The sequence below is a fragment of the Kribbella sp. NPDC055071 genome, from assembly GCF_053608045.1.
The window spans coordinates 192,803-210,072 of record NZ_JBSGUS010000016.1; the positions used below are offsets into that span (position 1 = coordinate 192,803).

Below are 17,270 nucleotides of genomic sequence, written 5' to 3' on the forward strand. Positions count from 1 at the left end.
AGCAACCCTGCTAACTATCAGCCTCTGACGCCCAACCGACCGCTTCCACCCAGAAGCGCGCGAGGAAACCACCGGGCTCCTCGGACCAGTCCTTCCAGGCTTGGATCATCGCGGTCAGCTCGTCGCCGGTCGCCAGTCCGCCGGACAGGATCTTCTCCTCCTGCCGCGCCAACAGACTCGCGGTGAAGGTGCCGACCCCGGCGACCTCCTCCGGTGTGCCGTGGTGAACGACTCGGGCGTAGCTCTCACACCGCACGAAGCCGGCCCGGACGAGCAGCGACCGCAACTGCTTCCCGACGTACGGCGAAGTCCCGGCCCGAAGCTCACTCATCACCTCGGACGACCGCTCGAGCAGCGAATTGGTTGGCCAAAGCAACTGTCCGTCCCAGTCCGCATCGACCAGGCCGATCACCGCACCGGGCTTGGCCACCCGTCGCGCTTCCCGGAGAACGCTCAACGGATCCGGCACGTGCTGAAGCATCGCGCTGGAGAAGATCGCATCGAAAGTCCCGTCCTCAAAGGGCAACTCATGGGCGTCACCCGTCACCAAGGTCACTGCCCCTTCGGCTGTCCCTTCAGGCACGCCGGGATGCAGATCGAACCCGGTTGTCTCCCCGGGCGCCACCAATGCGGCCAGGCCGACGGTGACGGACCCAGGGCCGGAACCCAGATCCAGTAGCTTCATCCCAGGCCGCAAATGCCTTATCAAGAAGGCCGCTTGGCTCTCGGCGGTGCGCTTGGCGTGACTCTTTCGGCGCGGTTCCCCCAGTGTGCTCACGGTTCGAAACGGTAGCCCATGCCTGGCTCGGTGAGTAGGTGTTTTGGGCGGGCCGGGTCCTCTTCGAGTTTGCGGCGGAGTTGGCCCATGTAGAAGCGGAGGTTGCCGCTGGCGGTTTCGTAGCCAGGGCCCCAGACCTCGGTGAGGAGTTGGCGTTGGGACATGAGTTTGCCGGGGTGGCGGACCAGGACCTCGAGGAGATGCCACTCCGTCGGAGTCAGGCGGATGTCTTCGCCGGTCTCGAGGGTGACGCGTTTGGCGGAGAGGTCGACGGTGGCACCGCCGACGGTGACCACCGGCTGGTCCTGGGCGATGTTGGCGCGGCGCAGGACGGCGCGCATCCGGGCCAGGAGCTCGTCGATGCCGAAGGGCTTGGTCACGTAGTCGTCCGCACCGGCGTCCAGTGCCTCGACCTTGTCGGTCTGGTCGGTGCGGCCGGACAGTACGAGGATCGGTGCCTCAGTCCAGCCGCGCAGGCCACGGATCACGTCGACGCCGTCGAAGTCGGGCAGGCCGAGATCGAGGATCACCAGCTCCGGCGGGTGTTGCGCCGCGACCTTCAACGCCGACGTGCCGGTGCCGGCCAGATGCACCTCGTACCCACGTGCCTTCAGATTGATCTGCAACGCCCGCACAATCTGCGGCTCGTCATCAATCACCAGTACGCGGGTCATTCCTGTCCTTCTGTCGTCGCGGACTCTTCGGACCGTTCACGGGCACCTGGGACCGGTACATCGGCCGGGCGGAGGGTCGCGGTCGGAATCGACACCACCATCGTCAGGCCGCCACCCGGAGTGTCCTCGGGCAGCAGCGTCCCGTGCATCGCCTCGGCCAATCCACGGGCCAGGGCCAGCCCCAGCCCGACGCCAACCGTGTTGTCGGTGTCCCCGAGCCGCTGGAACGGCGCGAAGACGCGATCGCGATCCTGCTGCGGGATGCCCGGCCCGCGGTCGATCACGCGGATCTCGACCAGGTCCCCGAGCGCACTGCCCGTGATCAACGGCGCCCGCCCAGGCGGTGAGTACCGGACCGCGTTGGCCAGCAGATTCGCCACCACCCGCTCCAACAGCGCGGGGTCGGCCTCGACCAGCGGCAGCGTATGCGGAATGTCGACCGTGACCTTGTCACCGTCGTCGCCCAACTCCGCCAGCACACCAGGGATGATCTCGTCCATCGCCATCGGCCGGGTGAAGACCGGCAGCACGCCGGCCTGCAGTCGACTGAGATCGAGCAGGTTGTCCACCAGCCGCGACAAGCGATCCAGCGACTCGTCCGCCGTCTCCAGCAGCTCGGCCCGCTCGGAGTCGCTCCACTCCACGTCATCGGAGCGCAAGCTGGTCACGGACGCCTTGGCCGAGGCCAGCGGCGACCGAAGATCATGCCCGACCGCCCGGAGCAACGCCGTACGCAGCTTGTCCGCCTCGGCCAGCGGCTTCGCCTCCGCGGCCGCTTCACTCAGCCGGGCCCGATCCACCAGGGCCGCGGCGTGAGCGGCGAACGCCCCGACCAGCCGGCGCTCGTCGGCCGCCAACTGATGGCCCTGAAGAACCAGGACCAGATCGTCGCGCGCCGGAATCTCCGCGTCGGCCTCCTCCGGCCGGGTGCAGGTCAGCGTCCCGGCCGAGGCCAACGGGCGCCAGACCTCGGTCAGCTCGTCGTCATCCACGCGTTCCATCAGGCAGGCCCCGGTCATCCCGAAGGCCTCGCGCACTCGCTCCAGCAAGGCCGGCAACGCCGTCTCACCGCGCAGCACCGACCCGGCGAGCGTCGCCAGCGTCTCGGATTCGGCCGCGGCCCGAGCCGCCTGTCTGGTCCGACGGGCCGCCCGGTCGACCACCGAACTCACCAGCGCCGCCACCAGGATGAAGATCGCCAGCGCGAGCGCGTTGTTCAGGTCGGCGATCGAGAACGTCCGCTCCGGCGGGGTGAAGAAGTAGTTGAGTACGAGCGTGCCGGCGAGAGCGGTCAGCATCGCCGGCCACAGCCCGCCGACCAGGGCCACGACGACCACAGCCAGGAGGAAGGCCAGCACGTTGCTGGTCAGGTTCAGATGGTCGCTGCCGAGATCCAGCAACAGCGCGAGCAGCGGCGGCAGGAGGACGGCCAGGACGAAGCCCTCGACCTTGCGGCGCGTGGACAGACTGCCCCGCAACCGCGGCAACCGGCCACGGCCCATGAACGAATGGGTGACGATGTGGACGTCGATATCACCAGAGTCTCGGATCGTGCTCGACCCAATACCAGGGCCTGTGAGCAACGAGGACAGCCGAGACCGGCGGGACCCGCCGAGAACCAGCTGGGTAGCGTTTTCCGCGCGCGCGAACGTCAGCAGCGCGTCGGAGATGTCGTCGCCGACGACCTGGTGGTACGTACCACCCAGGCTCTCGACCAGATTGCGCTGATCGGCCAGCCGTTTCGGGTCGGCGCCGGTCAGGCCGTCGGAGCGGGCGACGTGGACTGCGAGCAGGTCTCCACCGGAGGACCTGGCGGCGATGCGGGCGGCACGCCGGATCAGTGTCTCGCCCTCGGGACCACCGGTGAGCGCGACCACGACGCGCTCCCGGGCTTCCCAGGTCGAATCGATGTCATGCTGAGCACGGTACTGCTGCAGGCCCGCGTCGACCCGGTCGGCCAGCCAGAGCAGCGCGAGTTCGCGGAGGGCGGACAGGTTGCCGACGCGAAAGTAGTTGCCCAAGGCAGCGTCGATCTTGTCCGCCGCGTAGACGTTGCCGTGCGCCATCCGCCGGCGCAACGCCTCCGGCGTCATGTCGACCAGCTCAATCTGGTCCGCGGACCGGACCACTCGGTCCGGGACCGTCTCGTGCTGCGGTACGCCGGTGATCTTCTCGACGACATCGTTGATCGACTCGAGGTGCTGGATGTTGACTGCCGAGATCACGTCGATCCCGGCGGAGAGCAACTCCTCGATGTCCTGCCAGCGCTTCTCGTTCCGGCTGCCCGGCACATTGCTGTGCGCGAGCTCGTCGACCAGAGCAACCTCTGGTCGACGGGCCAGCACCGCGTCGATGTCCATCTCGGTGAAGCTCGCGCCGCGGTAGTCGATGATCTGGCGCGGGACGACCTCGAGCCCTTCGAGCATCTGGGCGGTGTGTTCGCGGCCGTGGGTCTCGACGAATCCGACCACCACATCGGTACCCCGGGACAGCCTGCGCTGCCCCTCGCCCAGCATCTTGTAGGTCTTCCCCACGCCGGGCGCGGCACCCAGGTAGATCCGCAGATGCCCACGGCCGCTCTTGCTCATTCACGTCCTCGCTTCGCTCCGGGCGCGAATGAGCATTTGCTGCTGTGCTGAATGATGAACTCGCTTCGCTCGTTCATGCCTAGATGATCTCAGCTCAGCCCAGTGTCGCGAGGGCGTTGTTGAGGGTGACCACGTTGACGACAGGCTCGCCGAGGAAGCCGAGCGCGCGCCCCTTCGTGTTGTCCTGCACCAACTGCCGGACCTTCGCGACGTCGAGCCCGCGCTCACGGGCGACCCGGTTGATCTGCAGAGCGGCGTACGCCGGGCTGATGTCCGGGTCGAGACCGCTGCCGCTGGCCGTGACCGCGTCCGGTGGGACCTGCGACTCCTGGACACCCTCGAGCGCGGCGACGGCCTTCTTCCGCTCCTCGACGGCCGCGAGCAGGTCGGCGTTGTTCGGGCCGAGGTTCGAGCCCGAGCTACCCATCGCGTCGTAGTCGACCGCGGACGGCCGGGTCTGGAACCACTTCGGGTCCGCGACCATGATCGGGTCGCCCTTGTCGTCCTTCTTCCCGCTGTCCATCGTGTAGGCCTGACCGATCAGGTCCGAGGCCGTGTCCTTCCCGTTCACCTGGATGACCGAGCCGTTGGCGTTGCTGTGGAACAGCGCCTGGGCCACACCGGTCATCGCCAGCGGGTAAAGGATGCCGAGCGCAACGGTGAAGACCAGCAGGGCCCGGATTGCGACCCCGAACTGGCGAACCGAGCCCGGGAGATTGCTTGCCATTGACAACTACCCTTCAAGAATTGGACACAGTTAACGTAGACCGGGGATCAGGGAGATCACCAGGTCCAGGAGTTTGATTCCGAGGAACGGCGTGATCAGGCCGCCGACGCCGTAGATCAACAGGTTGCGCCGCAGCATCGAGGACGCCGAGGACGGCCGGTACCGAACGCCGCGCAACGCCAGCGGAACGAGCGCCACGATCACCAGTGCGTTGAACACGATGGCCGACACGATCGCCGACTCCGGCGAGTGCAGCTGCATGATGTTCAGCTTGTCCAGGCCGGGGTACGCCGCCGCGAACAGCGCGGGCAGGATCGCGAAGTACTTGGCCACGTCGTTCGCGATCGAGAACGTGGTCAGCGATCCGCGCGTGATCAGCAACTGCTTGCCGATCTCGACGATCTCGATCAGCTTGGTCGGGTTGGAGTCGAGGTCGACCATGTTGCCGGCCTCCTTGGCGGCCGACGTCCCGCTGTTCATCGCCACACCGACATCGGCCTGGGCCAGCGCCGGAGCGTCGTTGGTCCCGTCACCGGTCATCGCGACCAGCCGGCCACCCTCCTGCTCCTTCTTGATCAGCGCCATCTTGTCCTCGGGCGTCGCCTCGGCCAGGAAGTCGTCGACCCCGGCCTCCTCGGCGATCGCCCGCGCGGTCAACTGGTTGTCACCGGTGATCATCACGGTCCGGATGCCCATCGCGCGCATCTGGTCGAACCGCTCCCGCATGCCTTCCTTGACCACGTCCTTGAGGTGGATGACACCCAGCGGACGCGCCTTCCCGTCCACGCTCTCGGCGACGACGAGCGGCGTACCTCCGGAGGCGGAGATGCCGTCGACGATCTCGCCGAGCTGTGGGTCGGCAGCGCCACCGTGCTGGTGGATCCAGGCGTTGACCGCACCGGCCGCGCCCTTGCGGACCTGCCGGCCGTCCACGTCGACCCCACTCATCCGGGTCTGCGCCGTGAACTCGACGAAGGTTGCGTGCGGCAACTCGCCGGTGTGCCGCTCACGCAGTCCATAGCCGGTCTTCGCCAGTACGACGATCGACCGGCCCTCCGGGGTTTCGTCGGCCAGGCTGGACAGCTGCGCCGCATCGGCCAGCTCGGTGTCGGTCACACCCTCGACCGGGATGAACTCCGACGCCTGCCGGTTGCCCAGCGTGATGGTGCCGGTCTTGTCCAGGAGCAACGTGTTCACGTCGCCCGCTGCCTCGACCGCGCGCCCGGACATCGCCAGCACGTTGCGCTGGACCAGCCGGTCCATCCCGGCGATGCCGATCGCGGACAGCAGCGCGCCGATCGTGGTCGGGATCAGGGCGACCAGCAGGGCCACCAGGATCACGATGTTCAGATTCGTGTGCGCGTAGTTGGCGAACGTCGGCAGTGTCGCGACCGCGATCATGAAGACGATCGTCAGGCTGGCGAGCAGGATGTTCAGCGCGATCTCGTTCGGCGTCTTCTGCCGCGACGCGCCCTCGACCAGCGCGATCATCCGGTCGATGAAGCTCTCGCCCGGCCTGGTCGTGATCCGTACGACGATCCGGTCCGACAGCACCTTGGTACCACCGGTGACCGCACTGCGGTCGCCACCAGACTCCCGGATCACCGGAGCCGATTCGCCGGTGATGGCCGACTCGTCGACGCTGGCCACACCCTCGATGACGTCACCGTCACCGGGGATGATCTGTCCCGCCTCGACGACCACGCGGTCGCCCAGTTGAAGCTGGGTGGCCGGGATCTCCTCCTGACCGGTGTCGGTGAGGCGCCGTGCCGTGGTCTCGGTCTTGGCCCGCCGCAGCGTTTCGGCCTGGGCCTTGCCCCGGCCCTCGGCCACCGCCTCGGCCAGGTTGGCGAACACGACGGTCAGCCAGAGCCACACCACGATCCACCAGACGAACACGCTGGAGTCGGTGATCGCCTTGATCGTGGACGCGACCGCGCCCACCTCGACCACGAACATCACCGGGTTCTTCACCATCACGCGCGGATCGAGCTTGCGCAGCGCGTCCGGCAACGAGGTCAGCAGCATCTTCGGGTCGAACGCACCCGACGGTGCCTTCTTCGCCACCTTCTCAGCGGCGTTCTTGGGGGCCTTCTTGGGGGCCGGAGGAGGGGTCTTCACGAGCGTGGTCACAGTCCCTCCGCGAGGGGTCCGAGGGTGAGAGCGGGGAAGTAGGTCAGGCCGGTGACGATGATGACCACTCCGACCAGCATCGTCACGAACAGCGCCTTGTGGGTGGGCAGCGTGCCCTGGGTCACCGGCACCGGCTGCTGCTGGGCGAACGAGCCGGCCAGGGCCAGCACGATCACGATCGGCACGAACCGGCCGAGCAGCATCACGAGCCCGAGAGCCGTGTTGTAGAAGGGGATGTTCGCGCTGATGCCGGCGAACGCGCTGCCGTTGTTGTTACCGGCCGACGTAAAGGCGTACAGCACTTCGGAGAAGCCGTGCGGGCTGTCGGTGTTGAGAATCGACGCGCGTGCTGTCGCCAGTCCCATCGCGATCGAGGCACCGACCAGTACGACGGTCGGCGTGGCCAGGATGTACAGCGAGACCAGCTTCATCTCGCGCCCGGTGATCTTCTTCTTCAGGTACTCCGGAGTCCGGCCGACCATCAACCCGGCCACGAAGACCGTCAGGACGGCGAGGACCAGGATGCCGTACAAACCGGTTCCGGTACCGCCGGGTGTCACTTCGCCCAGCATCATGTGGAACAGCGGCACACCACCACCGAGTGGGGTGAACGAGTCGTGCATCGCGTTGACCGCGCCCGTCGACGTACCCGTGGTCGAGACGGCGAACAGCGACGAGGCCCATTCGCCGAAGCGGGTCTCCTTGCCCTCCATCGCGGCACCGGCCGCGCGGGTCGCCGTACCGGCGCCCTGGGTCTCGAAGAACGTCGTGAGGACCACGAAGGCTCCCCAGATCGTGCCCATCACGCCGAGGATCGCGTAGCCCTGCCGCTTGTCCTTGACCATCACGCCGAAGGTCCGGGTCAGGCAGACCGGGATGAGCAGCAGCAGGAAGATCTCGAACAGGTTCGACAGGCCGTTCGGGTTCTCGAACGGGTGGGCGGAGTTCGTGTTGTAGTAGCCACCGCCGTTGGTGCCGAGCTCCTTGATCACCTCCTGGCTCGCGACCGGACCACCCGGGAGGGTCTGGGCCTGGCCGACGACCGAGGTGACCTCGTGACCGCTGGAGAAGTTCTGGACGACGCCCATCGCGACCAGCAGCAGACCACCGAGGATGCAGATCGGCAGCAGCACGCGGATCACTGTCCGGGTCAGGTCGACCCAGAAGTTGCCCAGCCGGTCGGTCTTGTTCCGGGCGAAACCGCGGATCACCGCGATCGCGACCACGATGCCGACGGCCGCGGACAGGAAGTTCTGGACGGCGAGGCCGGCGAACTGGACCAGGTGGCCCATCGTGACCTCTGGGACGTACGACTGCCAGTTGGTGTTCGAGACGAACGACGCGGCGGTGTTGAACGCCAGTCCCGACTCGACCCCGGGCAGGCCGTTGGACAGCGGCAGCGCGTGCTGGATCCGTTGGAGCAGGTAGAGGAGGAACACGCTGACGGCCGAGAACGCGATCACCGACCGGGCATAGACCGCCCAGGTCTGCTCGGTCTTCGCGTCCACCCCGAACAGCTTGTAGGCCCCACGCTCGACCCGGGAGTGCTTCTCACCCGAGTAGACCCGGGCCATGTACCCGCCCAGCGGCCGGTAGCAGGCAGCCAGGAGCACAAGAAGGAGGCCGACCTGCAACAGGCCGGCTGCGGTGTCGGACATCAGAACCTCTCGGGAAAGATCAGGGCGGCGACCAGGTAGAGGACGAGAGCCACGGCCACCACCAGCCCGGCGATGTTCTCGGCGCTCACAGCTTCTCCACTCCACGCAACGCGGCCCAGACGACCGCGAACACGACGACGGTGACGGCGAGGTAGATCACGTCAGGCATGACGGCACCTCGGCTTCCATGTGCTCATGAGTTCACTGCACACCGCTCGCTGCCCGCTCAGGAGTGTTCTCACAGGCCTCTCACACCGCCGCACAGACCTCTCACAGCCTTCTCACAGGCACTGATTCCGGACAGGACTTCGCGAGAACGCCGCGAGTCCGCATACTTACGCCTGGCAACCAGAGCCCCACACACCAAGGGAAGAACACCTAGTGACCGAAATGGACATCGCCCCCGTAGAGCAGTTCTTCTCCGCAGAAACCCGGGAAGCGCTCGCCGCGGCGAGCGCCAAGCTCGCCGAGCGTCTCCAGGCCCACACCGAGGCCCTGCTCGCGATGACGGGCGAGGAGGAGCAGGCCGCGATCTACGAGCAGAACGCCGCGCTCGAGGAGCTCGTCGAGGACTGGAACGAGGCTGTCTTCGAGCACACCGGTACGGCGCCGCTGCTGCTGGACGACGCCGACGACGAAACCGACGACGAGGACACCGAGGAGGACCAGGTGATCAGCGTGGTCTCACGGTTCGACCTGCGCGTGGTCGACCTGGAGGCGCTGCTGGACGCCGGCCGCGCCGCGCAGGAGCGGCACCCGGCCGAGCTGGACGAGAGCATCGAGGTTGAGCCGGTGGACTCCGCCGAGCAGGCCATCTACGAGATCAGCCGCGAGGTCGGCGAGGCCTGGTTCGAGCTGCCCGGGATCGAGATGGTGGCCGGCGCCAGGGCGTACGTCGTACCCGAGCTCCCCTTCGAGCCCCTCGACGCCGACGCCGAAGACGTCGTCACCGAACTGATAGCCCCCAACGGCGTAGCCACCCACGCCGAAACCTGGGCCTGACCCTCACCCCGCCCCAGCGGCCACGACCGCCGCTGGGGACTGGGGTGAACCTGCGCCACTCACCAACATCCGGCCCGACGGAGCCCTGGAGGCTTCTTGAGCGTGGGCGGTTGCTCGTCGATCTGGTTGGTGAGTGCCGGGGGTCCGCCGCGCGTTTATGCCACGGCGATTGCGTCTATTTCCAGGAGCCAGTTTTCGGCGTAGATCTCGCAGATGATGACGGTGAGGGCCGGGGCGTGGTCGCCGAGGATCTCTTCGCGGATCTTCGAGTTGAGGGTGCGGAACTGGCGGTCGGACAGGTGGGTGGTCACCTTCACCAGGTTGGTGATTCCCATGCTCGCCTCGGACAGCACCGCGAGCACATTGCGCCACACCATCCGGCACTGCGCCTCGAAGGTCTCCGGCACCCGGCCGTACTCGTTGCCCCACGGCACCTGCCCGCTGACGAACACCATCCGCTGGGCGCCCTCAACCTGAACACCGTGCGCGTAGTTGCCGGTGGCCGGCGGCAAGATCACCGGATTCAACGGTTCGATCGCTAGCCGTGACATGTACTCCCCCTCCAGATCCATCCCGCCCCGAGATCCTTCATGTCTACCTTGCCGGGATTGAACCGCCTAGCCCGACCGGCCGTATCGATGGTGTTCCGCATCCCGACCGACAGGAAAGTGACATGTCGCTTCGCTTGAAGGGCCGTCCACTCGCAGCCGCGGCCGCACTCGTCAGCGGTCTCGCTCTGGTCGCGCCCGCGACCGCCAGCGCTCATGACGACCACGGTGGGTCGAGGCATCTCGCCGTACAGCAGGTGAATCTGGTCTCCGACCAGGCCGGCAAGGCTCCCTTGCAGGACGCCGACCTGGTGAACCCGTGGGGTCTCGCGCTGGCGGCGACGTCTCCGCTGTGGACGTCCAACCAAGGGACGTCGTCGTCCACGCTCTATTCGTCCGCACCTGGCGCGACCACCGCGACCAAGGTGCCCACCATCCGGGTGACCGTGCCGCTGCCGACGGGGCAGGTCGCGAACACGGGCACCGGATTCGTCCTCAGCAACGGGACCGCGAGCGCGCCGGCGCGGTTCATCTTCTCCACCCTGACCGGGCAGATCGCCGCCTGGGGACCGCCGATCTCGCCGCTGGTGGGTGCGGCCGAGATCAAGGCCACGACACCCGGCGCCGCCTACACCGGTCTGGCGATTTCGCCGACGAACGACCGGCTGTACGCGTCCAACTTCGCGCAGGGCCGGATCGACGTCTTCGACAACACCTTCGCCCCGGTGAAGCTGCCGTGGTGGGCGTTCCGGGACTTCTCGCTGCCGAAGGGGTACTCGCCCTTCAACGTGCAAACGCTGAACGGCAAGATCTTCGTCGCGTACGCGAAGGTCGACCCCAAGACCGGTCGTAACGCGGCCGGCCGCGGGCTCGGATTCGTCGACGAGTTCACGGTCGACGGCAAGCTCGTCAGCCGGGTCGCGTCGCGTGGTGACCTGAACGCGCCGTGGGGTCTCGCACTCGCCCCCACCGCCTGGGGTCAGCCCGCCGGCACACTGCTCGTCGGCAACTTCGGCGACGGCCGGATCAACATCCTGACGCCGAAGGCGCACAACCGCTACCGGTCCGACGGCCAGGTCCGCGACGCCAACGGCAAGACCCTGAAGATCGACGGCCTGTGGGCGCTGCTCCAAGGCACCGCCTCCACCGGCGGCACCGACGCCCTCTGGTTCTCGGCCGGCCCGGACCACGAGACCCACGGCCTGATCGGCGTACTGCGCAAGTCCTAACTGCTGGACTGATGGTCCGGGGAATCCTCAGGGGTGGATTCCCCGGACCATCACAGGGCCTTCGCGAACCAGTGATGCGCGTACGGCTCATTGTTGAACGCCGGGACCTCCTGATAGCCAGCAGCGCGGTACATCGCGATCGCCTCGACCAGATTTCGGTTGGTCTCCAGCCGTACGGCGGGAGCCCCGTGGGCACCCGCTTCCCGTTCGAGCTCGACCAGCAGCCGTCGCCCCAGACCGAGCCCACGCACGGTGGGTGAAACCCACATCCGCTTGATCTCCGCTGGTTCGTCGCCGTGGAACTTCAGCCCACCACACCCGACCGGTTCGCCATGAAGTGTTGCCATCAGCAACAATCCGGCCGGCGACGTCAGCTCGTGGTTCTCCGCCGAGATGCTGCGGCTGTGATCGAACCCGCCGTCGAACCGGCGCCCGAGCTCGGCGAAGTACTCGCCCACGCAGTACTGGGCCTCCGCCGTGCCCGGGTCCACCACCGCGACCCGGACCGCGGCCGCGTCGAGCAACCGCGACACCTCGTCCATCGCCGCGACCAGCCGCTCCTGTTGCCGCGCACTCAACGGCTCCAGGATCGACGCGGCCAACTCGTCCGACCGCTCGTCGAGCAACTCCCGCTCGGCGACGCCAAGCGCCGTCAACCGAGCGATCCGGACCCGCCCGTCCGCGTCGCTCGGCTCCACCCGCACGAGCCCGCTGCCCTCCAACGCCCGCAGCAGCCGGCTCACGTACCCCGAGTCGAGCTCGAGCCGGTTCCGGAGTTCCCGTACGTCGCACCCGTCCGGCCCGATCTCCCACAGCACCCGCGCCTGCCCCAACGGGCGCCCGCGGCCCAGATAGGCGTCGTCCAACGCCCCCACCCGCTGACTCACCACCCGGTGGAACCGCCGTACCTGTCCGATGCTCATTCTCTGACTTTAGTCAGAGACTCAATACTTGGTCGATAGGATCCTGCCTCCGATATGGGTGCCAGTGGGTCTGGTGCGGATGGACGAGCCAGCGGATGCGACCGGTCGACGAGAGTCGAGTGCCCGGTGCCGGGACCCAGTCGCGGTGGAGAGCGCCACCGGCCCCGACGACGTGTGGCGCCGCGACCGAGCCCGGCTCGAGGAAGAACCACCAGTGCCGCCGCGCGGGCGCCATCGCGGTCGGGCAGTTCGTCTTCAGCTGCTGGTTGAGCAGTGCGCCGTACTCAGGTGGCAGCTCCATCACCTCGAAGGGCTCGGCGATCAGTGCGATCGCCCAGGGATGGTCCGACCACACTGTCTGGGCCTCCTCGACGGTGCGGACCGGTTCTCCGGCCAGATAGGGCTCCGAGCCGTTGTCCGGTGGTACGGCGAGCGGAGCGACCGGCCAGCCGCTGACGACGTACCGCATCGCCCGCTCCCGCAATCGTCGTACCAACCGGCGCTGAGACCAACCGTCATGCACGCTGGCCGACAGCGAACAGCAGGGAACTGGACTGGACGAGGTCCGGCTGCCCGTCCGCGAGTCGGGCACACTCCAGCGCGGTCCGGAGCGGATCCGGCTCCAGCAAGCTGTCGGGCAGGGGCTGCCCCTGGTAGTGCGCGTCGATCATCACGGTGAGCCAGCCGCCCGGACCGGTCAGCCCATGCACCGTGACACTGCGCAGGCCGACGCCGACCAACTCGGACCTCAGTTGGGCGACGGTGTGGTACGTCGTGTGCGCCATCCGATCGTTGTTCGCACTGAACCCGTCCCGAAGGATGTCCTTGACCACCCGCTCCCGCTGAATCAGCGTGTTGGCCAGCGTGGAGCCGATCAGGTTCGCCGCGCGGTTGATCGCGACCACCGCGACGAACCCGCCGAGCTTGCATACCCGCATCGCTTCCCGCAACGCGAGCCGACGGTCGGAAGACTCCCGCAGGTGATACATCGGCCCGGCCAGGAAAGCCGCGTCGAACTGCTCGTTGTCCCACGGCAGCCGGCGCGCATCCCCTTGAAGGGCGTTGATCCCCGCCTCGGTCGCCTGTACGACGTGCCGCTGCACGGGATCGAGCAGCTCGACGTCGTACCCACGCTGTTGCATCCAGCTCGCGTGCACACCCGGCCCGCCGCCGATGTCCGCCACCGACGCGGGCGGCGGTGGCAGATACCGGCTGAGCAGGTCCTGAACCCGAGCCAACTCCAATCGTCCCTTGATGGTCGAGCCCAACCGGCTCGCTTCGTCATACCGCTCGGTGTAGTGCTTCTCCAGCTCCACATGCGTAGTCATAACAAGCAATCCTGGACACGAACCACCACCCCGGGGAGGCCAGATCCCGGGGCAACCCGGGGCAGATCGCCCGGGGACCCCGAGACATTCAGGAGGCTCCGACGAAGAGCAGGGAAGAACAAAGAACAGGGAAAGAAAGACAGAGTGGCTGGGTGCTTTGCGGGCTCGGTGCGTAGGTGCGGCCAGTCGGTGGTCGTCGTGTCGGGATTGCAACGACCCGTCGTATGCGAGGGATCGGGACTGACGAGGAGCCAGTCACGGAGTGATCGGATCTCCAGGCCATCACAATTCACGGTTCCGGTGGAGGCCAGCCGGCAGGAGTCGCCTGCCGAACGAGGATTGTGATGGCCTGGCGGTCGGGCGCAGACGCTGTGAATGCTCAGCCGACAAGCTCGGCTCGCCGGCCAGTTGAACACAGTCTGATCCGAGGACCGAGACAGATCCGGCCACACCTCGATATCTCGCCGATCGAGCATCGAGTCGTGGATCGTGGTCAACGACACGCCCAACGTCCGCGACATAATCCACGACTCAAATATCCCGGCACGAACCAATCGCCACGACTCAACAACCCATCCCCACCAGCCCACAACCCATCCCCACCAGCCCACCCACCCCGGCCACCCCGCCCCCGCACCGCCGGCCCGATTTCCTGGGTAGCCCACTCAAATTCGTGGGTCTGCCACTCATATCGGGGGTTCCACACCCGCATCCAGGGTCCGCATCCCCCGATTTCATGGGCCAACCCATGAAATCGGCTCAGGTCACCCGCCGAAGGCGGCAACACAGCCACCCTTCAACCACGGGTCACGCACCACCCCGACGGGCACTCAAACCTGGACACAAGCTCACAGACCCGATTGCTGAGTGTTCCTGGCTGCTACCCCGCTTCACCCCGGACCGCCGCCGTGCCCGGATGTTCAAGCTTCACAGGCCTTCTGGATAACCGTCAGATCAAAGTGGCTGGGTGCTGCGCGAACCCGCACATACCCACCGAGCAAGCCAGGCACCCGGCCACTCCAGATCTCTTGTTTTCTTAGTCGAGGGGGCGGAGTTCGTCGGCGTAGGAGACGGAGACTCGGCGGAGTACGCCGTCCTTGACGGAGTACTGGCCCATGCGCCACAGGGGCGGGCTGTAGGCGTGGATGGTGACGCTGCCTTTGTCGAGGCCTACGACTCGGTGGATGTGGTCGGGGCCGAAGCCGTAGACGTCGCCGGCCTCGATCTCGGTCTCGACCGATTCGACGCCGATGGCCAGGTTGTGCTCGACGAGCTTGCCGCGGGCGACCGCGACCGCGCCGGAGGAGACGTCGTGGTCGTGCCAGCCGGTGTCGTTGACCGGGGTCCAGCAGATCAGCCAGACGTCGACGTTCGCGTCCCGGTGCAGCGAGGCGAACACGCGCTCGTCGTCGCTGTAGGCGACCTTGTCCTCCCACAGGTGCGGCTGCGCGGCGAGACCGCCGGCCAGCTCGGCCAGCTCCGCGGGCTCGAGATCACGTCCTGGGAGGTTGTCCAGCGACAGACAGTCGTTGAGCTCCACGAGCCGGCTTGCGTTGCGCGCCGGGACGTCGGGAACGTCGGTAATAGGCTGAGCAGTCACTGCACTCCCCTCTCAGGAGTTCGAGCACCGGCGCCGAAGAGGAGTCGGTGTGGATTGTCGTGGCGGATCACCGCGGTTGCGGCGGCGCCTTGGCGGAGCTCGGTCGGCCCGGCGTACGGCCGGTCGGTGCCGTGCACGACCTGGTCGATGCCGAGGACGCGCGCCACCGCGTCGATTCCCTGCGGGCCGTAGCTCGAGGTGTCGACGTACAGATTGGGGTCGATGGTGCCGAGCCGGCCGCCGCGCGCGGTCAGCCGCTCGTGATGCACGGGCGCGAGGCCCGCGGCGGCCGCGAAGCACAGCCGCAGCTTCGGGTACGAACGTCGCCCGCCGAAGCAATGCCACGCCCACCAGGCCGCCTGCAGCTGGGTCGTGTAATCGACCACCGGCGCCCACCATCCCGGCGCCTCACTGCCTGCGCCGGCGACGCCGGGGTGAACCATGATCGGCTTGTCCAACCGCTCGACGGTCGCGAGCAGATCACCCAGCGCCGCCCATCGATCGGGCGTACCGAGGACGTGCGCGGGCAACTGCAGACCCACGAAACCCTTGTCCAGCAGGGATTCCAGCCCAGCGACATCGGGCTCGGGCAAGCTGACGGCGGCCCAGGCCTTGAACGGCGTCGGCAGCTCAGCAGCTCCCGTGTGCCAGGCATCGAGCAGCGCGCCATCCGCGAGGTGCTCGATTCCGAGCGGGCTCGACAGCGCCACGACGGCGAGCGTCGTCCCCGCGTCTTGCTCCACGGCGAGGCGCTTGTCGATCTCGTGCGCGGCCGGGTCGACGTCGTACGGCGCCTCGGACGCAGTGTGCAGCGTCCATCCGTCCAGGTACGGCGGCTCGGAGCGAGCCCGGAGCCGGTCGACGAAAGCGGCCGGCCACAAGTGCTGGTGGACGTCGATCATCGGCTCCCCCTTCCGGAGATTTGATCACATTGAAGCGCTTCAGTTCCCCATGATTGAAGCGCTTCAAGAATGGCCTTGTCAAGTTTCTGTCCACGCTTTGCCCTAGGGTCGTGGGCATGTCCGGAACCAGCCGGAGGCCGACCCTCAAGGACATCGCCGCCGAGACCGGGCTCTCGATGGCCGCTGTGTCGTACGCGCTGCGCGGCCTGCACGGGACCCCGGAGACCAGACAACGCGTCCAGGACGCCGCCGACCGGCTCGGCTACCAGGCCGACCCCGTCGCCCGCGCCCTCGCGTCCGGGCGCAGTGGTTCGATCGGGGTGCTCTGCGCATCCCTCGAAGACCTGTGGCAGCAGCGACTCGCGGCCGCCCTCGGCCGGGAGTTGCTGGCGCCGGACCGGAACGCGTGGATCATCGATTCGGCCGGCGATGCCGATCGCCAGCTCGAGCTCGCCCAGCACCTGGTCGACCACCGCGCCGATGCGATCGTGGTGATCCCGATCGACCCGGCCGCGAAGGGCTGGGCGGCGATCACCGCGCAGGCGCCGGTGATCGCGATCGGCGACGCGTTGCCCGGCGCGAAGGCGAAGTCCGAGGTCGTGTTCGACAACGAGACCGGCGTGAGCACGGCGCTGCGCCGACTCGCGGAGGCCGGCCATCGGCAGGTCGCCGTCCTGAGTCCGACCCTGCGATTCGAGGTCGAGCGGCCGGCCGAGGAGATCGCGCAGCGGATCGGGAAGGACCTCAAGCTGAAGGTCCGCATCCTCCAGTGCCCGCACGACCTGGCCGGAGCGACCGAGGTCGCGCGGACGCTGCTCACCGGCCCGCACCGCCCGACCGGCATCCTCGCGCTCGCCGATTCGATGGCCTTCGGGGTGTACGCCGCGAGCCGCGAGCTCGGCCTCCGTGTCCCGGACGACATCTCCCTGCTCGGGTACGACGATCAGCCGATGTCCCAGCTGCTCACGCCACCCCTGTCGACCTTTCACTGGCCGCTCGACGCCCTGGTCGACCACGTCGTCAGCCGCGTCACGTCGGCCGTCGACACGAATCGCCGCGTCCGCCGGACCACCATCGTGCCGACGCTGATCGAGCGTGGCTCGGTCGCCGCCCCACCCACTTGAGCGCGGCGACGACCGGCGTCCATCAGCATCCACACCTGCGAAACTAAACCAAGTCA

General features: G+C 67.6%; 16 protein-coding genes. 3 read left to right on the top strand and 13 right to left on the bottom strand.

The genetic code is table 11. From position 1 onward, the window contains the following. Positions 1-10: 10 nt before the first annotated feature. From ACWF4Z_RS26095 to kdpF, 7 genes are all read right to left on the bottom strand, one after another. Positions 11-778, bottom strand: coding sequence for a class I SAM-dependent methyltransferase (locus tag ACWF4Z_RS26095; protein WP_452245769.1), 768 nt, complete (start codon positions 776-778; stop codon positions 11-13). Further along, entirely contained in the window at positions 775-1,452 is a 678-nt protein-coding gene (locus tag ACWF4Z_RS26100; protein ID WP_452245770.1) for a response regulator, read from the bottom strand. Before ACWF4Z_RS26100 ends, ACWF4Z_RS26095 begins: the two co-directional genes overlap by 4 nt. Beyond that, entirely contained in the window at positions 1,449-4,040 is a 2,592-nt protein-coding gene (locus ACWF4Z_RS26105) for a DUF4118 domain-containing protein (protein ID WP_452245771.1), read from the bottom strand. Before ACWF4Z_RS26105 ends, ACWF4Z_RS26100 begins: the two co-directional genes overlap by 4 nt. Positions 4,041-4,134: 94 nt before the next feature. After that, a complete protein-coding gene (gene kdpC / locus ACWF4Z_RS26110; RefSeq protein WP_452245772.1) occupies positions 4,135-4,767 on the bottom strand; it encodes a K(+)-transporting ATPase subunit C in 633 nt (210 codons plus the stop codon). A gap of 30 nt (positions 4,768-4,797) precedes the next feature. Next, positions 4,798-6,795, bottom strand: a complete 1,998-nt coding sequence (gene kdpB, locus ACWF4Z_RS26115; protein ID WP_452245806.1) for a potassium-transporting ATPase subunit KdpB — start codon at positions 6,793-6,795, stop codon at positions 4,798-4,800. 101 nt (positions 6,796-6,896) lie between these two features. Further along, positions 6,897-8,558, bottom strand: coding sequence for a potassium-transporting ATPase subunit KdpA (gene kdpA / locus ACWF4Z_RS26120; protein WP_452245773.1), 1,662 nt, complete (start codon positions 8,556-8,558; stop codon positions 6,897-6,899). After that, a complete protein-coding gene (gene kdpF / locus ACWF4Z_RS26125) occupies positions 8,558-8,647 on the bottom strand; it encodes a K(+)-transporting ATPase subunit F (protein ID WP_131363646.1) in 90 nt (29 codons plus the stop codon). Before kdpF ends, kdpA begins: the two co-directional genes overlap by 1 nt. Before the next feature lie 301 nt (positions 8,648-8,948). Between kdpF and ACWF4Z_RS26130 the strand changes: the two genes are divergently transcribed. After that, positions 8,949-9,560, top strand: coding sequence for a hypothetical protein (locus ACWF4Z_RS26130; RefSeq protein ID WP_452245807.1), 612 nt, complete (start codon positions 8,949-8,951; stop codon positions 9,558-9,560). 155 nt (positions 9,561-9,715) lie between these two features. Here ACWF4Z_RS26130 and ACWF4Z_RS26135 read toward each other — a convergent pair whose 3' ends face one another. Then, positions 9,716-10,132, bottom strand: coding sequence for a RidA family protein (locus ACWF4Z_RS26135; protein ID WP_452245774.1), 417 nt, complete (start codon positions 10,130-10,132; stop codon positions 9,716-9,718). Positions 10,133-10,233: 101 nt separating this feature from the next. Here ACWF4Z_RS26135 and ACWF4Z_RS26140 point away from each other — a divergent pair, with 101 nt between their 5' ends. After that, positions 10,234-11,337, top strand: coding sequence for a TIGR03118 family protein (locus ACWF4Z_RS26140; RefSeq protein WP_452245775.1), 1,104 nt, complete (start codon positions 10,234-10,236; stop codon positions 11,335-11,337). Positions 11,338-11,387: 50 nt separating this feature from the next. Here the strand turns inward: ACWF4Z_RS26140 and ACWF4Z_RS26145 are convergent, their stop codons facing one another. From ACWF4Z_RS26145 to ACWF4Z_RS26165, 5 genes are all read right to left on the bottom strand, one after another. Continuing rightward, positions 11,388-12,260: a bifunctional helix-turn-helix transcriptional regulator/GNAT family N-acetyltransferase gene (locus ACWF4Z_RS26145; protein ID WP_452245776.1), complete on the bottom strand. Its 873-nt coding sequence runs from the start codon at positions 12,258-12,260 to the stop codon at positions 11,388-11,390. A gap of 13 nt (positions 12,261-12,273) precedes the next feature. Then, entirely contained in the window at positions 12,274-12,729 is a 456-nt protein-coding gene (locus ACWF4Z_RS26150; protein ID WP_452245777.1) for a hypothetical protein, read from the bottom strand. Between the two features lie 46 nt (positions 12,730-12,775). Next, positions 12,776-13,588, bottom strand: coding sequence for a class I SAM-dependent methyltransferase (locus tag ACWF4Z_RS26155; protein ID WP_452245778.1), 813 nt, complete (start codon positions 13,586-13,588; stop codon positions 12,776-12,778). A 1,036-nt stretch (positions 13,589-14,624) separates the two neighbouring features. Further along, positions 14,625-15,188, bottom strand: a complete 564-nt coding sequence (locus tag ACWF4Z_RS26160) for a cysteine dioxygenase (RefSeq protein WP_452245779.1) — start codon at positions 15,186-15,188, stop codon at positions 14,625-14,627. Continuing rightward, entirely contained in the window at positions 15,185-16,090 is a 906-nt protein-coding gene (locus ACWF4Z_RS26165; protein WP_452245780.1) for an amidohydrolase family protein, read from the bottom strand. The genes ACWF4Z_RS26160 and ACWF4Z_RS26165 overlap by 4 nt, the downstream gene beginning before the upstream one ends. Positions 16,091-16,206: 116 nt before the next feature. On the opposite strand from ACWF4Z_RS26165, the gene ACWF4Z_RS26170 reads away from it, so the two are divergent. Next, positions 16,207-17,214, top strand: a complete 1,008-nt coding sequence (locus tag ACWF4Z_RS26170) for a LacI family DNA-binding transcriptional regulator (protein WP_452245781.1) — start codon at positions 16,207-16,209, stop codon at positions 17,212-17,214. Positions 17,215-17,270 lie beyond the last annotated feature (56 nt).